The organism is Halovulum dunhuangense, from assembly GCF_013093415.1.
In the GTDB taxonomy this organism is placed as follows: domain Bacteria; phylum Pseudomonadota; class Alphaproteobacteria; order Rhodobacterales; family Rhodobacteraceae; genus Halovulum; species Halovulum dunhuangense.
In genome coordinates, this window is record NZ_JABFBC010000001.1 from 1,020,329 (window position 1) to 1,039,902 (window position 19,574).

Here is a 19,574-nt window from a genome sequence, read left to right on the forward strand (position 1 = left end):
CCAGCGTCACAGCCGGATCAGGCTGCCCGCACCATGGGCGGTGAACAGCTCAAGCAGAACGGCATGCGGCGCACGACCGTCTATGATGACGACCGCCCGCGTACCACCCTCCAGCGCTTCCAGCGCGGTTTCCGTCTTGGGGATCATGCCGCCCGCAATCACGCCGTCCGCCGTCAGCTGGCGCACCTGGTCGGCGGTCAGCTGGGTGATGACATCGCCGTCGGCATCCTTCACGCCCGCCACGTCGGTCAGCAGCAGCAGGCGGTCTGCCTTCATCGCGGCGGCGATGGCGCCGGCGGCCGTGTCGCCGTTGATGTTGAAGGTCTCGCCATTCGCGCCCACGCCGATCGGCGCCACCACCGGGATGAAATCGCTGTCGAGGAAAGTGCGCAGGACGGCAGGGTTCACCTTCTTCGGGTTGCCCACGAAACCCAGGTCCTCGCCCTTCGGGCCGAGCGCCTTTTCGCAGATCATGAGGCTGGCGTCCTTGCCGTTCAGGCCAACCGCCTTGCCGCCCACGGTGTTGATCGCCTGCACGATGCGCTTGTTGACCGAGCCGGACAGCACCATCTCGACCACTTCGACGGTGGCTGCGTCGGTGACGCGCTTGCCGCCTACGAAATGCGATTCGATGCCCAGCCGGTCGAGCATCTGGTTGATCATCGGCCCGCCGCCATGCACCAGCACCGGGTGCACGTTGCATTGCTTCATCAGGACGATGTCGCGGGCAAAGCTCAGCATCGCCTTGTCGTCGCCCATCGCGTGGCCGCCGATCTTGATGACCACGACCGCGCCATCATAGCGCTGGAGATAGGGCAGCGCCTCGCTCAATGTGCGGGCGGTGGCGATCCAGTCGCGGTTCATGGCGGCAGATTTCTCCATCTTGGTCGTGTCCCTGATGTGTTCCGGTGGCGTTTTAGCTAGATTGCCCCCGTGAAGCCACTGCAAATGCGGAAGCCGCCCCATGATCCGGCCAGTCCTGCTTGCCTCCATCATCGGCCTGTCGGCCTGCGCGGTCGGGCCCGGCATCCCCGATCCCAGCCGGGCGGATAGCTGTCGCGCGGCTTTCATGGATTACGACAGGGAGTTGCGCGCCAGTCCGCGTTTCTTCGAGGGCGTGCTGGTTGTCGGGGGGATGGATGCGCCCTCGGGCGCGTTCGCGGCCGAAAGCCGGATCCTGCAACTGGGCTGCACCGTCTTTCCCAACCGGATGCCGGACATCGCGGCGCTTGACCTGAGCGCCTTTGCCATGCCTGCGGGCGGTGTCGCGGCGCCCCGGAAGATGCTGCACCTCGCGACCGTCACCACCAATACCAGCGAGGCCGAACTCGTCCGTCTCGCGCGCCGGCTAGGCTATCCCGTGACCGTTCGGGGGGCGGACAGGTTGGGGCGGCGCGTCTTTCTGGGACCGCTCACAACCGACGCCGCGCAGCGGCAGGCCTTGGCGCTTGCCCGGGCGCTTGGCTTCGACGCGGCTTACCTGCTCACCCGCGTGCCATAGCGGCGATGATGGCCCGCAGGGTGGCAAGCCCGGTCCCCTTCTCGGACGAGGTCAGCACGAGTTCGGGATAGGCTGCCGGATGCTTCGACAGCGCGCCGCGCACCTGCTCGATCACCTTGTCCAAGTCCTTCTGCAAGGGCTTGTCGGCCTTGGTCAGCACGACCTGGTAGGTCACGGCCGAGGCGTCGAGAAGATCCATGATCTCCTCGTCCACCTTCTTGATGCCGTGGCGCGCGTCGATCAGCAGAAAGGCCCGGCGCAGCGTGGCGCGCCCTGCGAGATAGGCCTTCAGCAGCCGCTGCCATTTCTCGACGACCGCCACGGGCGCCTCTGCATAGCCATAGCCGGGCAGGTCCACGAGGTAGAGCGGGCCAAGGGTGAAGTAGTTGATTTCCTGCGTCCGGCCGGGCGTGTTCGAGGCCCGCGCCAGCGCCTTGCGCCCGGTCAGCGCGTTGATGAGCGAGGATTTCCCCACGTTGGAGCGCCCGGCAAAGCAGATCTCCAGCCGATCGGCGGGGGGCACGCCGTCCATCGAGACGACACCCTTGAGGAATTCCGACTGCCCGGCGAACAGCTTGCGCCCTTCCTCCTCCAGCTCGGGATCGGGGATGGGGGCGAGGGGAAAACGGATCATTCGGCTGCCTCCAGCGCGGTTATGTCGGTGCCGCGTATGGCCCGCAGGTTGCGCGCGATCCGGTCCGACGGCCAGTCCCACCACGCGACGGCCAGAAGGCGCGCGACGGTTTCCTCGTCGAAGCGCTGGCGCACGGGCCGGGCAGGGTTCCCGGCGACCACCGCGAAGGGGGCCACGTCATGGGTGACGACGCTTCGCGCGGCTACGATGGCCCCCGCGCCGATGGTGACGCCGGGCATGATCACCGCCTCCATCCCGATCCAGACATCGGGGCCGATGACGGTGTCGCCGCGCAGTCCCGCCGCGTAGGCGGATGGATCGAAGCCCTTGGCCCACGCGCCGCCATGGATCTCGAACGGGTAGGTAGAGAAGCCCGTGGTCAGATGGTTCGCGCCGTTCATAACGATCCGCACCCCGGTCGCGATGGCGGCAAAGCCGCCGATGGTCAGCCTGTCGCCGATGAAGTCGTGATGATGAAGCACGTTGCGGGTGAAGAACTCTGTCGCGTGCTCGGGATCGTCGTAATAGGCGAAGGGGCCGACCGTGACATTGGGGCGGTCCTTGGCCAGCGGCCGAAGGGCCACGACGCGGGGATGTTCCGGCAGCGGATGCAGCGTATCGGGGTCGGGCAGGGTCATGCGGGGCGCACCTCGTCACCTGTGGCAACGTTTCCAGAGGACAGCGCGACGGCATAGACGCCGAAGTCCTGGTGGCCCCAGCCTGCCTCGAGCGTCCCCAGAACGTCCGTGTCCGTGCGTCCGCTGTCGGGGTCTGCATGGGTGGCTGTGCAGCGGGTGATCCGCTCCCGCACCTCGAATGTGACATCGCCTACGGCCACGCGGCGACCGATCCACTCGAACTCCTCCCAAGGGCCGCCGCCGTCGAACCAGATGTTCCCGCGAAAGCGGCGCGGGTCGAGCGCCCGGCCCACACGCTGCGAAAGTGCCCGAAGCGAGGCAAGGTTCAGGATCGCGATGGAAGGAAACGGGCTGTCGGTCATGCCGTCTTTCCCGGCCGGCACCAGCCGCGCCGGGGCGGCGCGATTGGGATTGCAGATCGGGCGCAGCCACTCAAGAAGCAAGTCGCCGTCGCGCATCGGGTCGATCACGATGGGTGCCAGGTCCGGATGGCTGAGGGCGACATGCTGGCCCTGTACCCGGGCCGTTACGGCCATCAGCGCGGGCGATTTCGCCCCACGCACGAAATTCGCGCAGGGCGACCAGCCGTCCGACAGGCGCGCCGCCTCGTGGGCTACCGCGTAGGCGCGATCCCAGGGAAGGGTGCGGCCGGCGCTGACCGCCGTTTCGGTCACCTCCTCGACGCCGACACCCTTGATCGGGTGCCGGAACAGGTGGGCGACCGAGCGCACGCTACTTTGCCTTGGATTTCGCGCGCTTCAGTCCGCCGAGGATGTTGCCGAACACGTCGGGCTTTACCCCCTGGCTGCGCATGATCAGGTACTGCTGGACAAAGGTGATGATGTTGTTGGCCGTCCAGTAGAGCACCAGGCCGCTGGCAAAGGTGCCCAGCATGAACATGAAGATCCAGGGCATCCATGCGAACACCATCGCCTGCGTCTTGTCCGTGGGCGCGGGGTTCAGCTTCTGCTGCATCCACATGGTGATGCCCATCAGGATCGGCAGCACCCCGATCGAGAAGATCGCGAAGAAGCTTTCCGGTCCCGGCGTGCCCCAGGGCAGAAGGCCGAACAGGTTCAGGACCGAACTCGGGTCGGGGGCGCTGAGGTCGCGGATCCAGCCGAAGAAGGGCGCATGACGCAATTCGATGGTGACGAAGATGACCTTGTAGAGCGAGAAGAAGATCGGGATCTGCAGAAGGATCGGCAGGCAGCCCGAGGCGGGGTTGACCTTTTCCTTCTTGTAGAGCGCCATCATCTCCTGCTGGAGCTTCATCCGGTCGTCGCCCGCACGCTCCTTTATCTTTTCCATCTCGGGCTGAAGCTGCTTCATCTTCGACATCGAGACGTAGGACTTGTAGGCTAGCGGCAGCAGCAGCGCCTTGATGACCAGCGTCAGGCCGATGATCGCGATGCCCATGTTGCCGATCAGGACGTTGAACCAGTGCAGCGCCTGGAAGATCGGCTTGGTCAGGAAATAGAACCAGCCCCAGTCGATTGCATCCACGAACTGGTTGATCCCCAGCGTCTCCTCGTAGTCGGCGATGGCGCGGTACTCCTTCGCGCCGGCGAAGAAATAGGTCGTGCTTTCACCCGTTGTGCCGGGCGCGACTTCGACCGTGGGGAGGCGGATGTCGGTCTGGAAGATGTCGCTCGTCGGGTTGTGCTTGGCCACTGCGGTGAAGGACTGGCCGGACTGCGGGATCAGCGTCGTCATCCAGTAGTGATCGGTGAAGCCGATCCAGCCATTCCCGGCCACATCCGTGCGCTCGGTCGCGGCGGCCTCGTTCGCCGCGAACTCGAAGTCGCGGACATCGTCGTAGCCCACCTCGTTCAGCGTGCCGTCCGAGGACTGGATGACGCCTTCGTGCAGGATGAAGAAGTTCATCAGGTCCGACGGCTCGCCCTCGCGCGCGATGATGCCGTAGGGGGCCAGGCGCACGGCCGCTTCGGTGGCGTTCTCGACCGACTGCGTGATCGTGAACAGGTAGTTGTCGTCCACCGCGATGGTCTTGCGGAAGACAAGGCCCGCGCCGTTTTCCCAGACCAGCGTGACGGGGTTGCCGGGGGTCAGCGTCTCGCCGCTTTCCAGCTGCCAGGGCGTGTTCGGGCCCGGCACCTGTTCCGCCGGAAGCCCGCCGCCGCCGACCCAGCCGTGCAGCGCATAATACGCGTTGGGGGATCCCGCGGGCGACAGAAGCGTCACGTTCTCGCTGTCGGGCTCGACCGTCTCGCGGTAGTCGTCGAGCAGCAGATCGTCGATCCGTCCGCCGGTCAGCGACAGCGACCCGGTCAGGCGGGGCGAGTCGATGCTCACGCGGGGCGCGGCGGCGATGGCTGCGGCGCGGCTCTGCTCGGGCGCTGTCAGCCCGGGCGCCGTCGCCTGACCGGTGGGCGCGGTGGGGGGCAGGACACCCTCGGCGACCTCGGCCTGATCGATGGCCTGATCCTGCGGCGGCGGTGGCGGAAACAGGATGAACCACACGAGGATCACGAGGAAGCTCAGCGCGGTGGCAAGGATCAGGTTCTTGTTCTGGTCGTCCATCAGGTCGCTCCGGTCCTACGGGGACATATTGCGCGGGTTCAACAGGGCTGGCGGCCAAAGGTCAAGGGGGCAGGGCGCCACGCCTGGCCCCGCCCGCAGCCCGTTGTCAGTTCTCCCGTTCGGGCAGTGTCAGCCCCGCGAAATCGAAATGCCGCGGGTCCAGCAAGTGGCTGGGGTTCATGTTGGTCAGCGCGCGGAAGATCTTCTGCCGCCGCCCCGGCGCGCGCGACTCCCATTCGTCCAGCATCCGCTTGATCTGCTGGCGCTGCAGCCCGTCCTGGCTGCCGCACAGATCGCAGGGAATGATCGGATAGTTCATGGCGCGCGCAAATCGTTCGCAATCCTCTTCCGCCACATGGGCGAGCGGGCGATAGACATAAAGATCGCCCTCGTCGTTCACCAGCTTGGGCGGCATCGCCGACAGCTTGCCGCCATGAAACAGGTTCATGAAGAAGGTCTCGAGGATGTCGTCGCGGTGGTGGCCCAGCACGATCGCAGTGCACCCCTCCTCGCGCGCGATGCGATACAGATGCCCGCGCCGCAGCCGCGAGCAGAGCGCGCAATAGGTGCGGTTCGCGGGCACCTTGTCCACCACGATGGAATAGGTGTCGCGATACTCGATCCGGTGCGGAACGCCCTTTTCGGTCAGGAACTGCGGCAGCACGGTCGCGGGAAAGCCCGGCTGGCCCTGGTCCAGGTTGCAGGCCAGAAGCTCGACCGGCAGCAGGCCGCGCCATTTCAGTTCGTGGAGCACCGCCAGCAGCGTGTAGCTGTCCTTGCCGCCCGACAGGCAGACCAGCCATTTCCCGCCCGGCTCGACCATGCCATAGGCGTCGATCGCCTCGCGGGTTTCGCGCACGATGCGCTTGCGCAGCTTCTTGAACTCGGTGCTCGAGGGGGCGCCGGCGAACAGCGGGTGGATCTCTTCGGACTCGTCGAACATGGGCAGGCGCCTATCTCAGGGCTGTGCGGCCGGTTTCCGGCTGCTGCCTATCACAGATACGGCGTGGAAAGGAATTGCCGATGCGCGTGCTCGCCCTTGGTCTTCTGCTTATTCTGTCGGCCTGTGCGGGGCGTCCGTCTCTCGAGGATGCGCCGCTCGGGACCCGCGCGCTGAACCTCGAGGAGTATTTCGACGGCGAGCTGCGCGCCTGGGGCCAGTTCCAGGACCGTTTCGGCACGGTCAGGCGCCGCTTCGAGGTGGACATCCTCGGCGACTGGGATGGCGAACGCCTGCGCCTTGTCGAGGATTTCACCTATGAGGACGGCTCGACCGAGCAGCGGGTCTGGACCCTGCGCAAGACCGGCCCCGACACATGGGAAGGGACGGCCCCCGGCGTGATCGGCACCGCCACCGGCGAAGAGCGGGGCGACAGCTTCAACTGGCGCTATGTGATCGACCTGCCGGTGCCGGACGGCACCCTGCGCGTCGCCTTCGACGACTGGATGTGGCTTCTCGACGAGCGACGCCTGCTGAACCGCGCCTACATGGACAGGTTCGGCGTCGAGATCGGCGAAGTGGTGATCTTCTTCGAGAAGCTCTGAGCGCCCCGCTCAGTGACCCTCGTGGCCCATCGTGCCGGTGGTCACGGCGGGCCTATCCTCGATCTCGAAGCTGACAGTGATCTCGCCCGCGCGCTCGAACACCAGGGTCACGTCGTTCGCCTCGCCCGTGACGAAAGGCGCCTGGAGGCCCGTGAACATGACGTGCAGCCCGCCGGGCATGAAGCTGACGCTCTCGCCGGCCGGGATCGGAACGCCGGCTTCCTGTTCGATCATGCGCATGACGCCGTCGGCACCCGCTTCGGTGATGTGGATCTGCGCATCGGCGAAACCGGCGCTGGCCGACAGAAGCACCTCGGCTTCGGTGCCTGTGTTCCTGATGGTCATGTAGCCGGCCCCGGCGCGTGCCACCGGCGGCGTTGCGTAGGAATGCGGATGCTCGATCACCAGGTCACCGAGCTTGTAGTCATGCGCGATCACCGCCGTCGGCAGCAGCGTCGCGAGGAGAAGGGCGCGAAAGGCCATGATCTGTCCCGTTCGGTTCGTTTCCGGGACAGATAGGGCGCGCCGGTCGGCCACCGCAACGCGACGCCGTCGCGCTGCGGCCGGATGACGCAAGCCTGGGTTACTGCGCGTTCGCTTCCAGCCACGCCCTCAGGAAGGCGATTTCTTCTTCCTGGGCGGCGATGATCTCCTGCGCGAGGGCCTTCAGTTCCGCGTCCTCGCCGTATTCCAGAACGATCCGCGCCATGTCGATCGCGCCCTGGTGGTGCGGGATCATGCCCTGGGCGAAGTCCACGTCCGGATCGCCCGTCAGGTCCGTGGTCATGTCGGCATGCATGCGGTTGTTGGCCTCGATCAGGGCCTGCGTCGCCGGGTTGGGCGCCGCTTCCATCGCGTGACCGGAATGGTCCATTGCGCCCATGGCGTGGCCCGAATGATCCTGGGCCTGTGCCCCAAGCGCGGCAAGGCTGACCAGCGCGGTCGCCGTGATCCGAAATGTCCGGTTCTTCATCTGCATGCTCCGTTCATTGGTGGTGCATTGCGCACCCCTGCGGCGAGGCAGATGGGGCTTCCCCCTGCTGGAAGGTCAAGGCGCGCGATCTGAAATTTCCGCGAGGCGCGCCATCAGTCCGGGACGTTGTCGATGCCCGATCCGCCCCAGGGGTGGCAGCGCAGAAGCCTGCGCAGGGTCAGCCAGCCACCGCGCAGGGCGCCGTGCCGCTCCAGCGCCTCGAGCGCATAGGCAGAGCAGGTGGGGTGGTAGCGGCAGGACCGTCCGACCCAGGGGCTGAGGATCAGCCGATAGGCCCGGACGGGCAGGGCCACGATATGGGCGAGGGGGGTCACTGCCCTTGCCTTCGGTCCGCATGGATGCGGGAAAGCGCCTGCTCCAGGTCGGCCAGCATCAGCGCAAAGGGCCGGTTGGCCGTTTCGTCGGCCCGGCCGATCAGGACATAGTCCCAGCCGTCATGGCCCTGCCGTGGCAGGATCGCCCGAGCGATCTCGCGCAGGCGCCGCTTGGCGCGATTGCGGGCAACGGAATTACCGACCTTCTTCGAGCAGGTGAAGCCGACCCTGATACCGGTTGCCGGCTCTTCCACCCCGCGCCGGCGCGCCTGCAGGACGAAGCCGGGGGTCGCCTGTCGTCTTGCCCGCGCCGCGGCCAGGAAATCGGCGCGCTTGCGCAGGACGCTCAGCACGGGAAAAGACACCGCCGGAGCCATGTCTTTCCCGCCTGAAGGGGTGGGAGAGGACGACTCCGGCGATGCCATGATTCTGTCGATCCGGGCAGAGCCCGGTATCAGGCGGTCAGCCGCTTGCGGCCCTGGGCGCGGCGACGCGCGATCACCTTGCGGCCATTCTTGGTGGCCATGCGGGCCCGGAAACCGTGGCGGCGCTTGCGCACCAGATTCGAGGGCTGATAGGTCCGTTTCATCGGTCTTCTCCACGAAGCGTTGGCGGGCGGTCCCGCGGCCGTAAAATCTCAGAACCCGGCTTCTAGGGACTCGCGCGGCCGGTGTCAATTGCAGGGCACGCCATTCCGCGCCGTTTTTCCAGGGCGCTACCCGGGGCCGCCTGCCGAACCTGTGCGGCCGCATCCTCACACGGGCGGCATCCCGCAGCCGCGTGGTTACAGGCAGGTACAGACCATCTGTAACATAGAGAAGCGGTTCATCAATGCGGCGTGAGCCCACTATCGCGGAGGCGCCCGATAGGGCATCCCCAAGCCTGCAACGGATTTGGGACAACCGGGATGACAAGGCCGATGACACCGGCGCAGACGCCGAACTGGCGCAGGCTTTCGCCGCTCTTGATCATAGCCCTGGTGGCGGCCGCGGGTTTCTTCTGGCGCGATGCCTTCAGCTTTCAGACCCTGGCCGACAATCGCGAGCGGCTGATCGCCTGGCGCGACGCAAGCTACGGGCTGGCGGTAGCGGGCTACATGCTGGCCTATGTCGCGGTGGTCGCCTTCTCGCTGCCCGGTGCGACGGTCATGACGCTGGCGGGCGGTTTCCTGTTCGGGTTGATCCCGGGCGCGCCGGTGATCGTCATCTCGGCCACCATCGGCGCGACGCTGATATTTCTGGCCGCGCGCACCGGACTTGGCGATGCGTTGCAGGCGCGGATGGACGCCAATCCCGGAACCATGAGCCGGATCCGCGACGGATTGCGGGAAAACGAGGTGAGCTACCTTCTGCTCATGCGCCTGGTCCCGGCGATCCCGTTCTTCGTCGCAAACCTTGCGCCCGCCCTGCTGGGGGTGCGGCTGCGCAATTTCGTGCTCACGACGTTTTTCGGGATCATGCCCGGCACGGTCGTCTACACATGGGTCGGCGCCGGTCTTTCCGGGGTCTTCGCCAGGGACGAAACGCCCGATCTGGGCATTCTCTTCGAATGGCAGGTGCTGGGGCCCATCCTTGCGCTCTGCGCCTTGTCGGCCCTGCCTATCCTTCTCAAGACTATCCGCAAGCGCGGGAAAGGATGATCATGGGCGAGCATATCCATACCGACCTTCTGGTGATCGGCGCCGGCTCGGGCGGGCTTTCGGTTGCGGCGGGGGCCGTGCAGATGGGGGCGCGCGTCGTCCTGCTGGAGGGCGGGCGCATGGGCGGCGACTGCCTCAACCGTGGCTGCGTCCCGTCGAAGGCGCTGATCGCGGCCGGAAAGCACGCCCATGCCTTCGGCACCGGCACGCCCTTCGGCGTGTCCCGGGCCAAGCCCCGGGTCGACTTCGCCCGTGCAAGCGCCCATGTGCGATCGGTGATCGAGACCATCGCGCCCCATGACAGCCAGGAACGGTTCGAGGCGCTGGGCGTGCGGGTGATCCGCGAATTCGGCCGCTTCATCGCCCATGACACCGTGGATGCAGGGCCCTGGCGCATCACGGCGCGGCGCATCGTGATCGCCACAGGCTCTTCGCCGATGGTTCCGCCGGTTCCCGGTCTCGAGGCGGTGCCGTATCTTACCAACGAGTCGGTCTTCGACCTGGAGCAGCGGCCGGACAACCTGCTGGTGATCGGCGGCGGGCCGATCGGGCTGGAGCTGGCGCAGGCGCATCACCGGCTGGGCGCGCGTGTCACGGTGCTGGAGGCCGCGCGCGCGCTGGGCCGTGAGGATCCCGAGATCGCCGCGCTGGCGCTGGCCCGGCTGCGCGATGAGGGCATCGACATCCGCGAAGGCGCAAAGGTCACGGCGATCTCGGGCGAGCCGGGTGCGATCACGGCGCAGCTCGAGGGGGGCGAAACCGTGACCGGAAGCCACCTGCTGGTCGCCGTCGGTCGCAAGCCCTCGATCGCGGCGCTCGACCTCGAACGCGCCGGCATCGCCCATGACCGCGGCGGGGTCATCGTCGATGCGGGGCTGCGGACGTCGAACAAGCGCGTCTTCGCCGTGGGCGATGTCATTTCGGGCGGGCTGCAATTCACCCATGTCGCCGGTTATCATGCGGGCATCGTGATCCGCCGTGCCCTGTTCGGCCTTCCGGCGCGCGCGCGCACCGATCACCTGCCACGCGCCACCTATATCGACCCCGAGATCGCCCAGGTCGGCCTGACCGAGGAAGAAGCCCGTCGCAGGCATGGCGTCCATCTTGAGGTGCTGCGCGCCGAATTCGCCGGCAACGATCGTGCGCAGGCGGAACGGCTGACCACGGGCTTCATCAAGGTGCTGGCGGTCAAGGGTCGGCCGGTCGGCGCCTCCATCGTCGGGGCCCAGGCCGGAGAGCTGATCCAGGTCTGGTCCCTGGCCATCGCCAACCGGCTGAAGCTGTCCGCGTTCGCCAACATGGTCGCGCCCTATCCCACGCTGGGAGAGCTGTCCAAGCGCGCCGCCGGGCAATATTTCGCCCCCCGCCTGTTCGAAAGCGAGCGGGTGAAGCGAATCGTCCGTTTCGTGCAACGGTTCTGACGGGGTTGTTCGTACAAGAGGTCAGCCCTAGATACCGATGGACACGGGATTTTCACGCTTGGCATGATGAAATTCGTCAACTCGCTGACCGGGCGTTTCCTGGTCCTGACGGTCATCTTCGTCATGCTGGCGGAGGTGCTGATCTTCCTTCCTTCCGTGGCGCGGTTTCGCGTCGACTACCTGCAGGAACGGCTTGAACTGAGCCAGCTTGCCTCGCTTGCGCTGCTGGCGACCCCCGACGAGATGGTGGCCACGGAACTGGAGGCAGAACTCCTCGAGAATGCCGAGGTGCTGAACGTCGTGCTGCGGCGCGACGCGCTGCGCGAGCTCATCCTGTCCAGCCCCATGCCCGCCATGGTGGACGAGACATATGACCTGCGGGACACGCAGCCCCTGACGCTGATCGGAGATGCCATCGGCACCATGCTGCGCAGCGACGACCGGGTGATCCGGGTCATCGGCGTGCCGGTGAAGGGCGGCGGCGTGCTGATCGAGATAACGCTCCACGAACGCCCCCTGCGCAATGCGATGCTGGCCTATGGCTGGAACATCCTGCTGCTCAGCCTTGCCATATCGGTATTCACGGCGCTGTTCCTGTTCCTTGCTGCGCGACGCTTCATCGTGGTTCCCATCGCGCGCGTGGTGGGAAGCATGGCCAGCTATCGCGACGACCCCGAGGATGTGAGCCGGATCATCACGCCCGTCTCGCGCGTGACCGAACTGCGCGAGGCAGAGGTGGCGCTGGCCGACCTCCAGACCCGCCTGACGCAATCGCTGAAACAGAAGGAACGTCTTGCGGCGCTGGGGGGCGCGGTGTCGCGCATCAGCCATGACCTTCGCAACATGCTGACGACGGCGCAACTGCTGGCCGACCGGATGGAGCGCAGCGACGATCCCGCCGTGCGCCGCACCGCGCCCAAGCTGCTCGGCTCGCTGGACCGGGCGATCAACCTGTGCGAGGGCACGCTTGCCTATGGCAAGGCCGAGGAACCTGAGCCCCGGATCCGCAGCATGCGCCTTGCCCCCCTTGTGCGCGACGTGCTCGAGGCGGACGGGCTGCGCGCAAGCGAGGAAAAGGTGCAGCTTACGGCGGATATCCCCGAAGAACTGGCGCTTTCGGCCGATCCCGAGCAGCTTTACCGCGTGCTGATGAACCTTGTGCGCAATGCGCGCCAGGCCATCCTCGGGGCGGGAAAACCCGGAGAGATCGCGATCCTTGCCCGTGCCACCGCCACCCAATGCGAGATCGAGGTCCGCGACAGCGGCCCCGGCCTGCCCCCGAAGGCGCTGGAAAACATTTTCAAGCCGTTCCGCGGTGGGGCCCGGCGCGGTGGGACCGGGCTGGGGCTGGCCATCGCGGCCGAACTTGTCCGCGGCCATGGCGGCACTCTGGAACTGGTGGAAACCTCGGAAAAAGGGACGCGCTTCCGCATCCGGCTGCCGATCCGCAAGGCCGGTCAGGCGGCGTGAGATTCCTGCCGGTTAGGGGTTGCAAACCCCCGGAGCCAAGAGTATCACCCGGCCTCACGGACCGATAGCTCAGTTGGATAGAGTACTTGACTACGAATCAAGGGGTCGGGGGTTCGAATCCTCCTCGGTCCGCCACCTGATCCCAAGGTGGCGACACGTTCCGGAAAATAATCGTGGAATAAGGTCGGCAGGTTGCCGGCCGCCGATATGCCGTGTCCTGCCGCCTTCAGCGGATCGCCGCGCCATCCCGGAAATCACCCCGCCTGATGGAAGCAGAACGGCCCGCCGGGACGTACCCGGTCGGGCCTTGTGTTGAAGCCATCAACGCGCCGCGCAGCGCGTCAGGCGGCGCGGCCTTCCTCCACCGCGTGACAGGCGACGCCACCGCGAAGCTGCGGCACCTCGCGCCGGCAGCGCTCGTTGGCCAGCGGGCAGCGCGGATGGAACGTGCAGCCCGGCGGCGGCGACAGGGGCGAGGGGATCTCTCCCTCGACCTTCTTGCGGCGGCGGCCGGTCATGTCGATGTCGGGCACGGCGTCGAGCAGCATCCGCGTGTAGGGATGCTTCGGCGCATCGAACAGATCGGCCGCGGGGCTCACCTCGGCCAGGCGGCCCAGATAGAGCACGCCGATATCGTCCGCCATGTGCCGCACGACCTGAAGGTTGTGCGAGATGAACACATAGGTCAGCCCGAATTCCTTTTGCAGATCCTTCATCAGGTTCAGGATCTGGGCCTGCACCGACACGTCGAGCGCCGAGGTCGGCTCGTCGCAGACGATGAACTCGGGGTTCGCCGCCAAGGCCCGCGCGATGGCGATGCGCTGGCGCTGCCCGCCCGAGAACTGGTGCGGGAATTTCACCCCATCCTCCGGCGACAGCCCCACCAGCGTCAGCAACTCGCCCACGCGCTTGAGCCGCGCGGCCCTGTCCATCGACCGCTCGAATACACGCAGCGGCTCGGCGATGATGTCGCTGACGCGCCAGCGCGGATTGAGACTGGCCAGCGGATCCTGAAAGATCATCTGGAACCGGCGCCTCAGCCGCCGCGCCTCGGCCCCGGACAGACCGCGTGCCAGCGACTGGCCGTCGAAGAAGATCTCTCCGGCGCTGGGCTTCAGAAGCCCGACGATCAGCCGGGCGATGGTGGACTTGCCAGAGCCGCTTTCGCCCACCAACGCGAATGTCTCGCCCCGCCGGACGGTGAAGCTGACATCGTCCACCGCCTTCACATACAGCTTTTCCAGCCCTTCGAGCTTGCGATTGAGCCAGGGTTGGGACACGTCGAACCTGCGCGACAGGTTGCGGACATCGAGAAGAACGTCGCTCATGCTTCGGTCACTCCCGGATAGAGCCAGCAGGACACCTGCCGGCCGGGCTCGATTTCGGACAGGGCCGGGCGATGGGTGCGGCAGCGGTCGAACACCCTGGGGCAGCGCGGGTTGAAGGCGCAGCCATTCGGGATGGCCGACAGCCGCGGCATGGCGCCGGGGATCTGCTGCAACCGCTCCAGGTTTTCGCCCAGCCGCGGGATCGCGCCCATCAGCCCCTCGGTATAGGGGTGGCGGGCGTTCATGATGACGTCACGCACGGGCCCGATCTCGGCGATGCGGCCGGCATACATCACTGCCACGCGGTCGGCGGTTTCCGCGATCACGCCCATGTCGTGCGTGACCAGAAGGATCGCTGCCCCGCGTTCGGCGCAGAGTTCCTTCATCACGTCGATGATCTGCGCCTGCACCGATACATCAAGCGCCGTGGTCGGCTCGTCCGCGATCACCAGGTCCGGATCGGCACAAAGCGCCAGCGCGATCACCACGCGCTGCCGCATCCCGCCAGAGAACTGGTGCGGATAGTCGTCGATCCGGCGCCCGGCATCGGGGATGCCGACATCATCGAGCAGCTTGATCGCCCGCTTGCGCGCATCCTCCTGCGACAGGGGCAGGTGGGTGCGGATCGTCTCGATCAACTGGTCCGAGATCCGGTAGAGCGGGTTCAGCGAGGTCAGCGGATCCTGGAAGATCACGCCGATCCGCCGTCCGCGGATGGCCCGCATGTCGTCGGCGGGCAGGTTGTCGATGCGCTTGCCGCGCAGCCGGATCTCGCCCCGGGCGATGCGGCCCGGGCGCTCGATCAGGCCGATGATGGCGTTGCCGGTCATGGACTTGCCCGCGCCGGATTCGCCGACCATGCCCAGCACCTCGCCGGGCATGATGTCGAAGGAGATGTCCTCCACCGCGGTCAGGATGCCGTGGCGGGTGGGGAACTCGACCGTCAGGTTGCGGACGGAGAGAAGGGGTTCTGTCACTGTGCCCTCCTATCGCAGCTTGGGGTTCAGCGCATCGCGCAGCCAGTCGCCCAGCAGGTTGACCGACAGCGCCAGCAGCACCAGCGTCACCGCGGGGAAGAACAGGATCCACCACTCGCCCGAGAACAGGTATTGCTGACCGATCCGGATCAGCGTGCCCAGCGAGGGCTGGGTCGGCGGCACACCCACGCCAAGGAAGGACAGCGTCGCCTCCTCGATGATGGCAAGCGCCAGGCCGATCGTGCCGATCACCAGCACCGGCCCCATGACGTTGGGCAGGATGTGGCGGATCAGGATCAGGATCGGATGCACGCCCATGATGCGGGCGGCGGATACATAGTCCTTCTCGCGCTCGACCATGGTCGCGCCGCGCACGGTACGCGCGAACTGCGCCCAGTTGGACAGGCCGATGGCGAAGATCAGGACATAGATCGCCATGCTTTCCTGCTGGCTGGGCGGGATCACGCCCCGCGCGATGCCGAAGATCAGCAGCGCGATAAGGATGGCCGGAAAGCTGAGCTGGATGTCGGCCACGCGCATGATGACCGCGTCGATCGTGCCGCCGTTGTAGCCCGCGACAAGGCCAAGCCCCACGCCCAGGGTCATCGCGAACATGGTCGCGAGAAAGCCCACCAGAAGCGAGACGCGGCTGCCATACATGATGGTGGACAGCACGTCGCGGCCCTGGTTGTCGGCGCCCATGACGAAATAGTTCCCGGTGAAGGCGCTTTCGCTGGCGGGCGGGGTGAAGCCGTCCATCAGGTTCAGGCTGGCCGGGTTGAACGGGTTGTAGGGTGCGATCCATGGCGCAAGGATCGCCATCAGGATCAGCGAGAACGCGACCAGCGTCGCTATGATGGTCACCGGAGAGCGCTTCCACGAATAGAAGATGTCACTGTCCAGGAACTGCCGCAGCCGGCCCGCGGGGCGGGCGCTGGGGATCATGTCTTCAGTGCTCATGGGTCATTTCCCCGACCCGCCGCCATCAAGCCGAAGGCGCGGATCCACGAAGTAGTAGAGAATATCGACGATCAGGTTGATCAGGACGAACACCAGCGCGATGAACATCAGGTAGGCGGCCATCACCGGCACATCGACCACCTGCACCGAGGTGATGAACAGCGAGCCCACGCCGGGCCACTGGAACACCGTCTCGGTCACGATGGCGAAAGCGATCACCGACCCGAGTTGCAGGCCGGTGATGGTGATGACGGGCACCAGCGTGTTCTTCAGCGCATGTCCGAAGTTGATCGCCCGCTGGCTCAGACCGCGCGCGCGGGCAAAGCGGATGTATTCGGTGCGCAGCACCTCCAGCATCTCGGCCCGCACAAGCCGCATGATCAGTGTCAGCTGGAACAGCGACAGGGTGATCGCCGGCAGGATCAGCGACTTCAGCCCGCTTTCGGTCAGAAGCCCGGTGCGCCACCAGCCAAGGTCGACCACGTCCCCGCGCCCGAAGGAGGGCAGCCACCCCAGTTCGACCGAGAAGACGTAGATCAGCCCGATACCTATCAGGAATGTCGGCAGCGACACGCCCACCAGAGAGGCGGCCATGATCCCCGCGCTGAACAGGCTTTTCGGCCGAAGCGCGGTGAACACGCCCAGCACCACCCCGAAGATCAGCGCCAGCGACGCCGAGGCGAATGCCAGTTCGATCGTGGCCGGCAGGCGGCTCAGGATCAACTCCGAGACGGGTTGTTGCAGACGGTAGGAAATCCCGAACTCACCCTGGATCGCGTTTCCGATGAAGCGGAAGAACTGCACGATCGCAGGGTCGTTCAGGCCCAGCCGGTCGCGCATGATTTCCTGATCCTCGAGCCGGGTTTCGACGCCCACCATGCTGGCGATGGGATCGCCCACATAGCGGAACACCACGAAGGCGATCAGCGCCACGAACAGCATGACGACGACCGACTGGATCAGGCGTCTTATGATGAAGGCCAGCATCGGCCACCTCCCTCACGAAATGCAAAACGCCGCGCCGGGGTGTGCCCGGCGCGGCGATGAGCTGTCAGCGATCCCTTACTCGGCGAAGGTGACCGAGGTCATCAGCGGCTGGTTCTCGGGGTGAACCGGCAGCGTGATGCGGTCCTTCATCGCATAGGCCAGCACCTGGTTGTGGATCGGCAGAAGGACGCGGTCCTGTTTCACGACCTGCCAGATCTCGGCGATGGTCGCGTTGCGCTTCTCCAGGTCGGTCTCGGTGCCGAGCGACTCGATCATCGCGTCAAGCTCGGGGTTCGAGTAGAGACCGCCATTGTAGGCGCCGTAGCTGCCTTCCTTGCTGTGCACCAGATCGTTGAACACATAGGCGGAGTCGAACGTCGGCACGCCCCAGCCCAGCAGGTAGAAGTCGGTCTGGTTGTTGGTCACCAGCGGCGAGTGCTGCGCGACCGGGCGCGAGGCCAGCGTCACGTTGATGCCGATGCGGCCCAGCATGCTGACCACCGCCTGGCTGATCGCTTCGTCGTTGACGTAGCGGTTGTTCGGCGTGTCGAGCGTCACGGTAAAGCCGTCCGGATAGCCCGCTTCGGCCAGCAGCGCCTGCGCACGCTCGATGTCGGGTGCGGGATAGGCGTCCAGTTCTTCGGTCCAGCCGTTCACGAAGGGCGGGTTGGCGACGCCGGTCGGGATCGACTGGCCGCGCATCACGACGGCCTTGATCGCGTCGCGGTCGACCGCCAGTTCCATCGCCTCGCGCACGCGCGGATCGTTGAACGGGTTGCGGTCTGTGATGTTGGACGAGGCCAGCGGCGCATCGCCGAACTTGTAGCCGAAATAGATCACGCGGTTTTCCGGCCCGGTCTCGACCTTGATCCCGTCGGTCGAGGAAAGGCGCTCGATGTCCTGAACGGGCACGTCCTGCACGATGTCCACCTCGCCCGAGAGCAGCGCGGCCACGCGGGTCGCGGCATCGGCGATGGGCAGGTAGATGATCTCGGTCACTGCCGGCTTCTGCTCGGCCCAATGGTTCTCGTTGATCGAGAGGACCGACCGCACGTCGACTTCGCGCGATTGCAGGATGTAGGGGCCGGTGCCGTTGGTGTTGCGGACGGCGTAGTTGTCTTCGCCGGCGGCGTAGTCCTGCACCTCGACAACGTCGTTCGTCTCGGCCCAGGTCTTGTCCATGATGAAGGTGTTGGTCAGGTTGTTCGGATAAAGCGGCGCCGGGCCGTTCATCTTCACTTCGACCGTGTAGTCGTCTACCGCGATCACCTCGGCCACGTCCACATGCAGTTGGCGCATGTTCGACTTCTCGGACCGCGCACGGTCGAGCGAGAACACGACATCCTCGGCGGTGAAGGCGGCACCATCATGGAAAGTCACGCCCTCGCGCAGCGTGAAAACCCAGGTGGTCGGGTCGTCGGCCTTGATCTCCCACGAGGTGGCCAGCCGGGCCTGGAGGTTGCCCTCCACGTCGCGATCCACCAGCGTCTCGTAGATGTGGTGCGCGAAGTTGTGCGTCGGGCCCTGGTTCTGCGAGTGCGGGTCGAGTGTCAGCGCGTCCGATGCGCGGGCCCAGCGGATGGTCTCTGCCGAGGCGGCCGACACGATCAGCGTCGAGGCCAGAAGTGCTGCGCCGAGGCGCCTGAAAGTCGTTGTCATCTGGATAGCTCCAAGAAAAGGGTTTGGGCCTTTTCCCGCATGACCCGGCGCATTTGCCTGCCGGGATTGCGGCATCAGCCCCACTGACAAAGGACAGAAACCGATAATCCGCAACCACGCAATCCCCAATTTTGACCAATCGGTTCAGATCCGCGCCCATGGCCGCGCACCCCTGCATCAGTGGCGCTCCGTCGCGGCTGAAACGCGTAATCGGCCTTGCATCCGACCGCAGATGCGAAATACTTGAGCCGTCTGATCAGGGGGCTGTCAGACTTTTCCGGTGGCAACGCGCGTCTATTGAGCGCGGATTATTGAGGTTTGGCCCCTTGAGGCATATTTTGCAAATTGGCGCACGCTTCGGCCTGCGCGATCTTGGTTTGTTGGAACCGCAGCCGGAGCCGGAGTTCGACGCGTTGGTCGAACTTGCCCGGAGCGCCCTGGGCTGCGAAATGGCGGCGCTTTCCTTCATCGACGACGAGGGGCAGCGCCAGGTGTTCAAGGCGCAGGCCGGCCTTCCGGCGCAGCTTTCGGACGAACGGCAGACGTCGCTGGCGCTGTCCTACTGCGTCCATGCGCGCGACGCCGACTCGATACTCGAGATCACGGATGCGCGGCGGAGCAACCAGTTCGAGATGCATCCCGCGCTCACGGAACTGGGCTTCGTTGCCTATCTGGGCTGCCCGGTCCACGGGCCCGCGCGGGATCCCGTCGGCGTGATCTGCGTTATTTCCAGAACCCCCCGGATCTGGTCCGCCAGGGACCGCGAGAACATCGCGCGGCTTGCGCGCCTCACCTCGACGCAGATCCTGTTGCGGGCGGCGATGAGCACCGTGAAGATCCTGGCCAAGGCCCGCGAGGGCGTGACCACGGGACAAAAGCGGACCGCACCCTTGCAGCACGAAGGATGAACCGGCCCGGCCCGGCGCGCGGCCGCTGTTTGCCGGTCGCGCGGTCTTGTGCATC

General features: G+C 66.1%; 22 protein-coding genes and 1 tRNA gene. 7 read left to right on the forward strand and 16 right to left on the reverse strand.

Annotated features, from left to right (window positions below; genetic code table 11):
• Positions 1-6 precede the first annotated feature (6 nt).
• On the reverse strand, positions 7-882 hold the full coding sequence (gene argB / locus HMH01_RS05095; protein WP_246237276.1) for an acetylglutamate kinase: 876 nt from the start codon (positions 880-882) through the stop codon (positions 7-9).
• A gap of 82 nt (positions 883-964) precedes the next feature.
• On the opposite strand from argB, the gene HMH01_RS05100 reads away from it, so the two are divergent.
• The gene (locus tag HMH01_RS05100; protein ID WP_171323098.1) at positions 965-1,501 is read left to right on the forward strand and encodes a hypothetical protein; all 537 of its coding nucleotides are present in this window, start codon (positions 965-967) and stop codon (positions 1,499-1,501) included.
• Here the strand turns inward: HMH01_RS05100 and yihA are convergent.
• The 5 genes from yihA to ttcA form a co-directional block, all read right to left on the reverse strand.
• Positions 1,485-2,135 carry a ribosome biogenesis GTP-binding protein YihA/YsxC gene (gene yihA / locus HMH01_RS05105; protein WP_171323099.1) on the reverse strand — a complete coding sequence of 217 codons (651 nt, stop codon included), beginning with the start codon at positions 2,133-2,135 and terminating at the stop codon, positions 1,485-1,487. The genes HMH01_RS05100 and yihA overlap by 17 nt on opposite strands.
• On the reverse strand, positions 2,132-2,773 hold the full coding sequence (locus tag HMH01_RS17920; protein ID WP_171323100.1) for a CatB-related O-acetyltransferase: 642 nt from the start codon (positions 2,771-2,773) through the stop codon (positions 2,132-2,134). Before HMH01_RS17920 ends, yihA begins: the two co-directional genes overlap by 4 nt.
• Positions 2,770-3,504, reverse strand: coding sequence for an MOSC domain-containing protein (locus tag HMH01_RS05115; RefSeq protein WP_171323101.1), 735 nt, complete (start codon positions 3,502-3,504; stop codon positions 2,770-2,772). Before HMH01_RS05115 ends, HMH01_RS17920 begins: the two co-directional genes overlap by 4 nt.
• 1 nt (position 3,505) lies before the next feature.
• Complete coding sequence (gene yidC / locus HMH01_RS05120; protein ID WP_171323102.1) at positions 3,506-5,317, reverse strand: membrane protein insertase YidC; 1,812 nt, start codon at positions 5,315-5,317, stop codon at positions 3,506-3,508.
• A 106-nt stretch (positions 5,318-5,423) separates the two neighbouring features.
• Positions 5,424-6,260, reverse strand: a complete 837-nt coding sequence (ttcA, locus tag HMH01_RS05125; RefSeq protein WP_171323104.1) for a tRNA 2-thiocytidine(32) synthetase TtcA — start codon at positions 6,258-6,260, stop codon at positions 5,424-5,426.
• Between the two features lie 80 nt (positions 6,261-6,340).
• Between ttcA and HMH01_RS05130 the strand changes: the two genes are divergently transcribed.
• Positions 6,341-6,862 (forward strand): DUF3833 domain-containing protein, encoded by a 522-nt coding sequence (locus tag HMH01_RS05130; protein WP_171323106.1) that lies wholly within the window; start codon positions 6,341-6,343, stop codon positions 6,860-6,862.
• Positions 6,863-6,871: 9 nt separating this feature from the next.
• Here the strand turns inward: HMH01_RS05130 and HMH01_RS05135 are convergent, their stop codons facing one another.
• The 5 genes from HMH01_RS05135 to rpmH form a co-directional block, all read right to left on the reverse strand.
• On the reverse strand, positions 6,872-7,345 hold the full coding sequence (locus HMH01_RS05135) for a copper chaperone PCu(A)C (RefSeq protein ID WP_171323108.1): 474 nt from the start codon (positions 7,343-7,345) through the stop codon (positions 6,872-6,874).
• A 100-nt stretch (positions 7,346-7,445) separates the two neighbouring features.
• Complete coding sequence (gene copM / locus HMH01_RS05140) at positions 7,446-7,835, reverse strand: CopM family metallochaperone (protein ID WP_216366757.1); 390 nt, start codon at positions 7,833-7,835, stop codon at positions 7,446-7,448.
• 113 nt (positions 7,836-7,948) lie between these two features.
• A complete protein-coding gene (yidD, locus tag HMH01_RS05145; RefSeq protein WP_171323112.1) occupies positions 7,949-8,170 on the reverse strand; it encodes a membrane protein insertion efficiency factor YidD in 222 nt (73 codons plus the stop codon).
• Positions 8,167-8,595, reverse strand: coding sequence for a ribonuclease P protein component (rnpA, locus tag HMH01_RS05150; RefSeq protein WP_171323114.1), 429 nt, complete (start codon positions 8,593-8,595; stop codon positions 8,167-8,169). Before rnpA ends, yidD begins: the two co-directional genes overlap by 4 nt.
• 29 nt (positions 8,596-8,624) lie before the next feature.
• Positions 8,625-8,759 carry a 50S ribosomal protein L34 gene (gene rpmH / locus HMH01_RS05155; protein ID WP_171323116.1) on the reverse strand — a complete coding sequence of 45 codons (135 nt, stop codon included), beginning with the start codon at positions 8,757-8,759 and terminating at the stop codon, positions 8,625-8,627.
• Between the two features lie 330 nt (positions 8,760-9,089).
• Between rpmH and HMH01_RS05160 the strand changes: the two genes are divergently transcribed.
• From HMH01_RS05160 to HMH01_RS05175, 4 genes are all read left to right on the forward strand, one after another.
• Positions 9,090-9,809, forward strand: coding sequence for a TVP38/TMEM64 family protein (locus HMH01_RS05160; RefSeq protein ID WP_246237278.1), 720 nt, complete (start codon positions 9,090-9,092; stop codon positions 9,807-9,809).
• Between the two features lie 2 nt (positions 9,810-9,811).
• The gene (locus HMH01_RS05165) at positions 9,812-11,230 is read left to right on the forward strand and encodes a dihydrolipoyl dehydrogenase family protein (RefSeq protein ID WP_171323120.1); all 1,419 of its coding nucleotides are present in this window, start codon (positions 9,812-9,814) and stop codon (positions 11,228-11,230) included.
• 63 nt (positions 11,231-11,293) lie between these two features.
• Entirely contained in the window at positions 11,294-12,700 is a 1,407-nt protein-coding gene (locus HMH01_RS05170) for a sensor histidine kinase (RefSeq protein ID WP_246237279.1), read from the forward strand.
• Between the two features lie 58 nt (positions 12,701-12,758).
• Positions 12,759-12,835 (forward strand) — tRNA-Arg (locus HMH01_RS05175).
• A 206-nt stretch (positions 12,836-13,041) separates the two neighbouring features.
• Here the strand turns inward: HMH01_RS05175 and HMH01_RS05180 are convergent.
• The 5 genes from HMH01_RS05180 to HMH01_RS05200 all read right to left on the reverse strand — a co-directional run bounded on the left by HMH01_RS05180 (position 13,042) and on the right by HMH01_RS05200 (position 18,611).
• Positions 13,042-14,028: an ABC transporter ATP-binding protein gene (locus HMH01_RS05180; RefSeq protein WP_171323122.1), complete on the reverse strand. Its 987-nt coding sequence runs from the start codon at positions 14,026-14,028 to the stop codon at positions 13,042-13,044.
• Entirely contained in the window at positions 14,025-15,005 is a 981-nt protein-coding gene (locus HMH01_RS05185; RefSeq protein ID WP_171323124.1) for an oligopeptide/dipeptide ABC transporter ATP-binding protein, read from the reverse strand. The genes HMH01_RS05180 and HMH01_RS05185 overlap by 4 nt, the downstream gene beginning before the upstream one ends.
• A gap of 9 nt (positions 15,006-15,014) precedes the next feature.
• The gene (locus tag HMH01_RS05190) at positions 15,015-15,965 is read right to left on the reverse strand and encodes an ABC transporter permease (protein ID WP_171323126.1); all 951 of its coding nucleotides are present in this window, start codon (positions 15,963-15,965) and stop codon (positions 15,015-15,017) included.
• A 3-nt stretch (positions 15,966-15,968) separates the two neighbouring features.
• The gene (locus tag HMH01_RS05195) at positions 15,969-16,952 is read right to left on the reverse strand and encodes an ABC transporter permease (protein WP_171323128.1); all 984 of its coding nucleotides are present in this window, start codon (positions 16,950-16,952) and stop codon (positions 15,969-15,971) included.
• Positions 16,953-17,027: 75 nt separating this feature from the next.
• Entirely contained in the window at positions 17,028-18,611 is a 1,584-nt protein-coding gene (locus HMH01_RS05200; RefSeq protein ID WP_171323130.1) for an ABC transporter substrate-binding protein, read from the reverse strand.
• A 380-nt stretch (positions 18,612-18,991) separates the two neighbouring features.
• Between HMH01_RS05200 and HMH01_RS05205 the strand changes: the two genes are divergently transcribed.
• A complete protein-coding gene (locus tag HMH01_RS05205; protein WP_171323132.1) occupies positions 18,992-19,519 on the forward strand; it encodes a GAF domain-containing protein in 528 nt (175 codons plus the stop codon).
• The last annotated feature ends 55 nt before the right edge of the window (positions 19,520-19,574 follow it).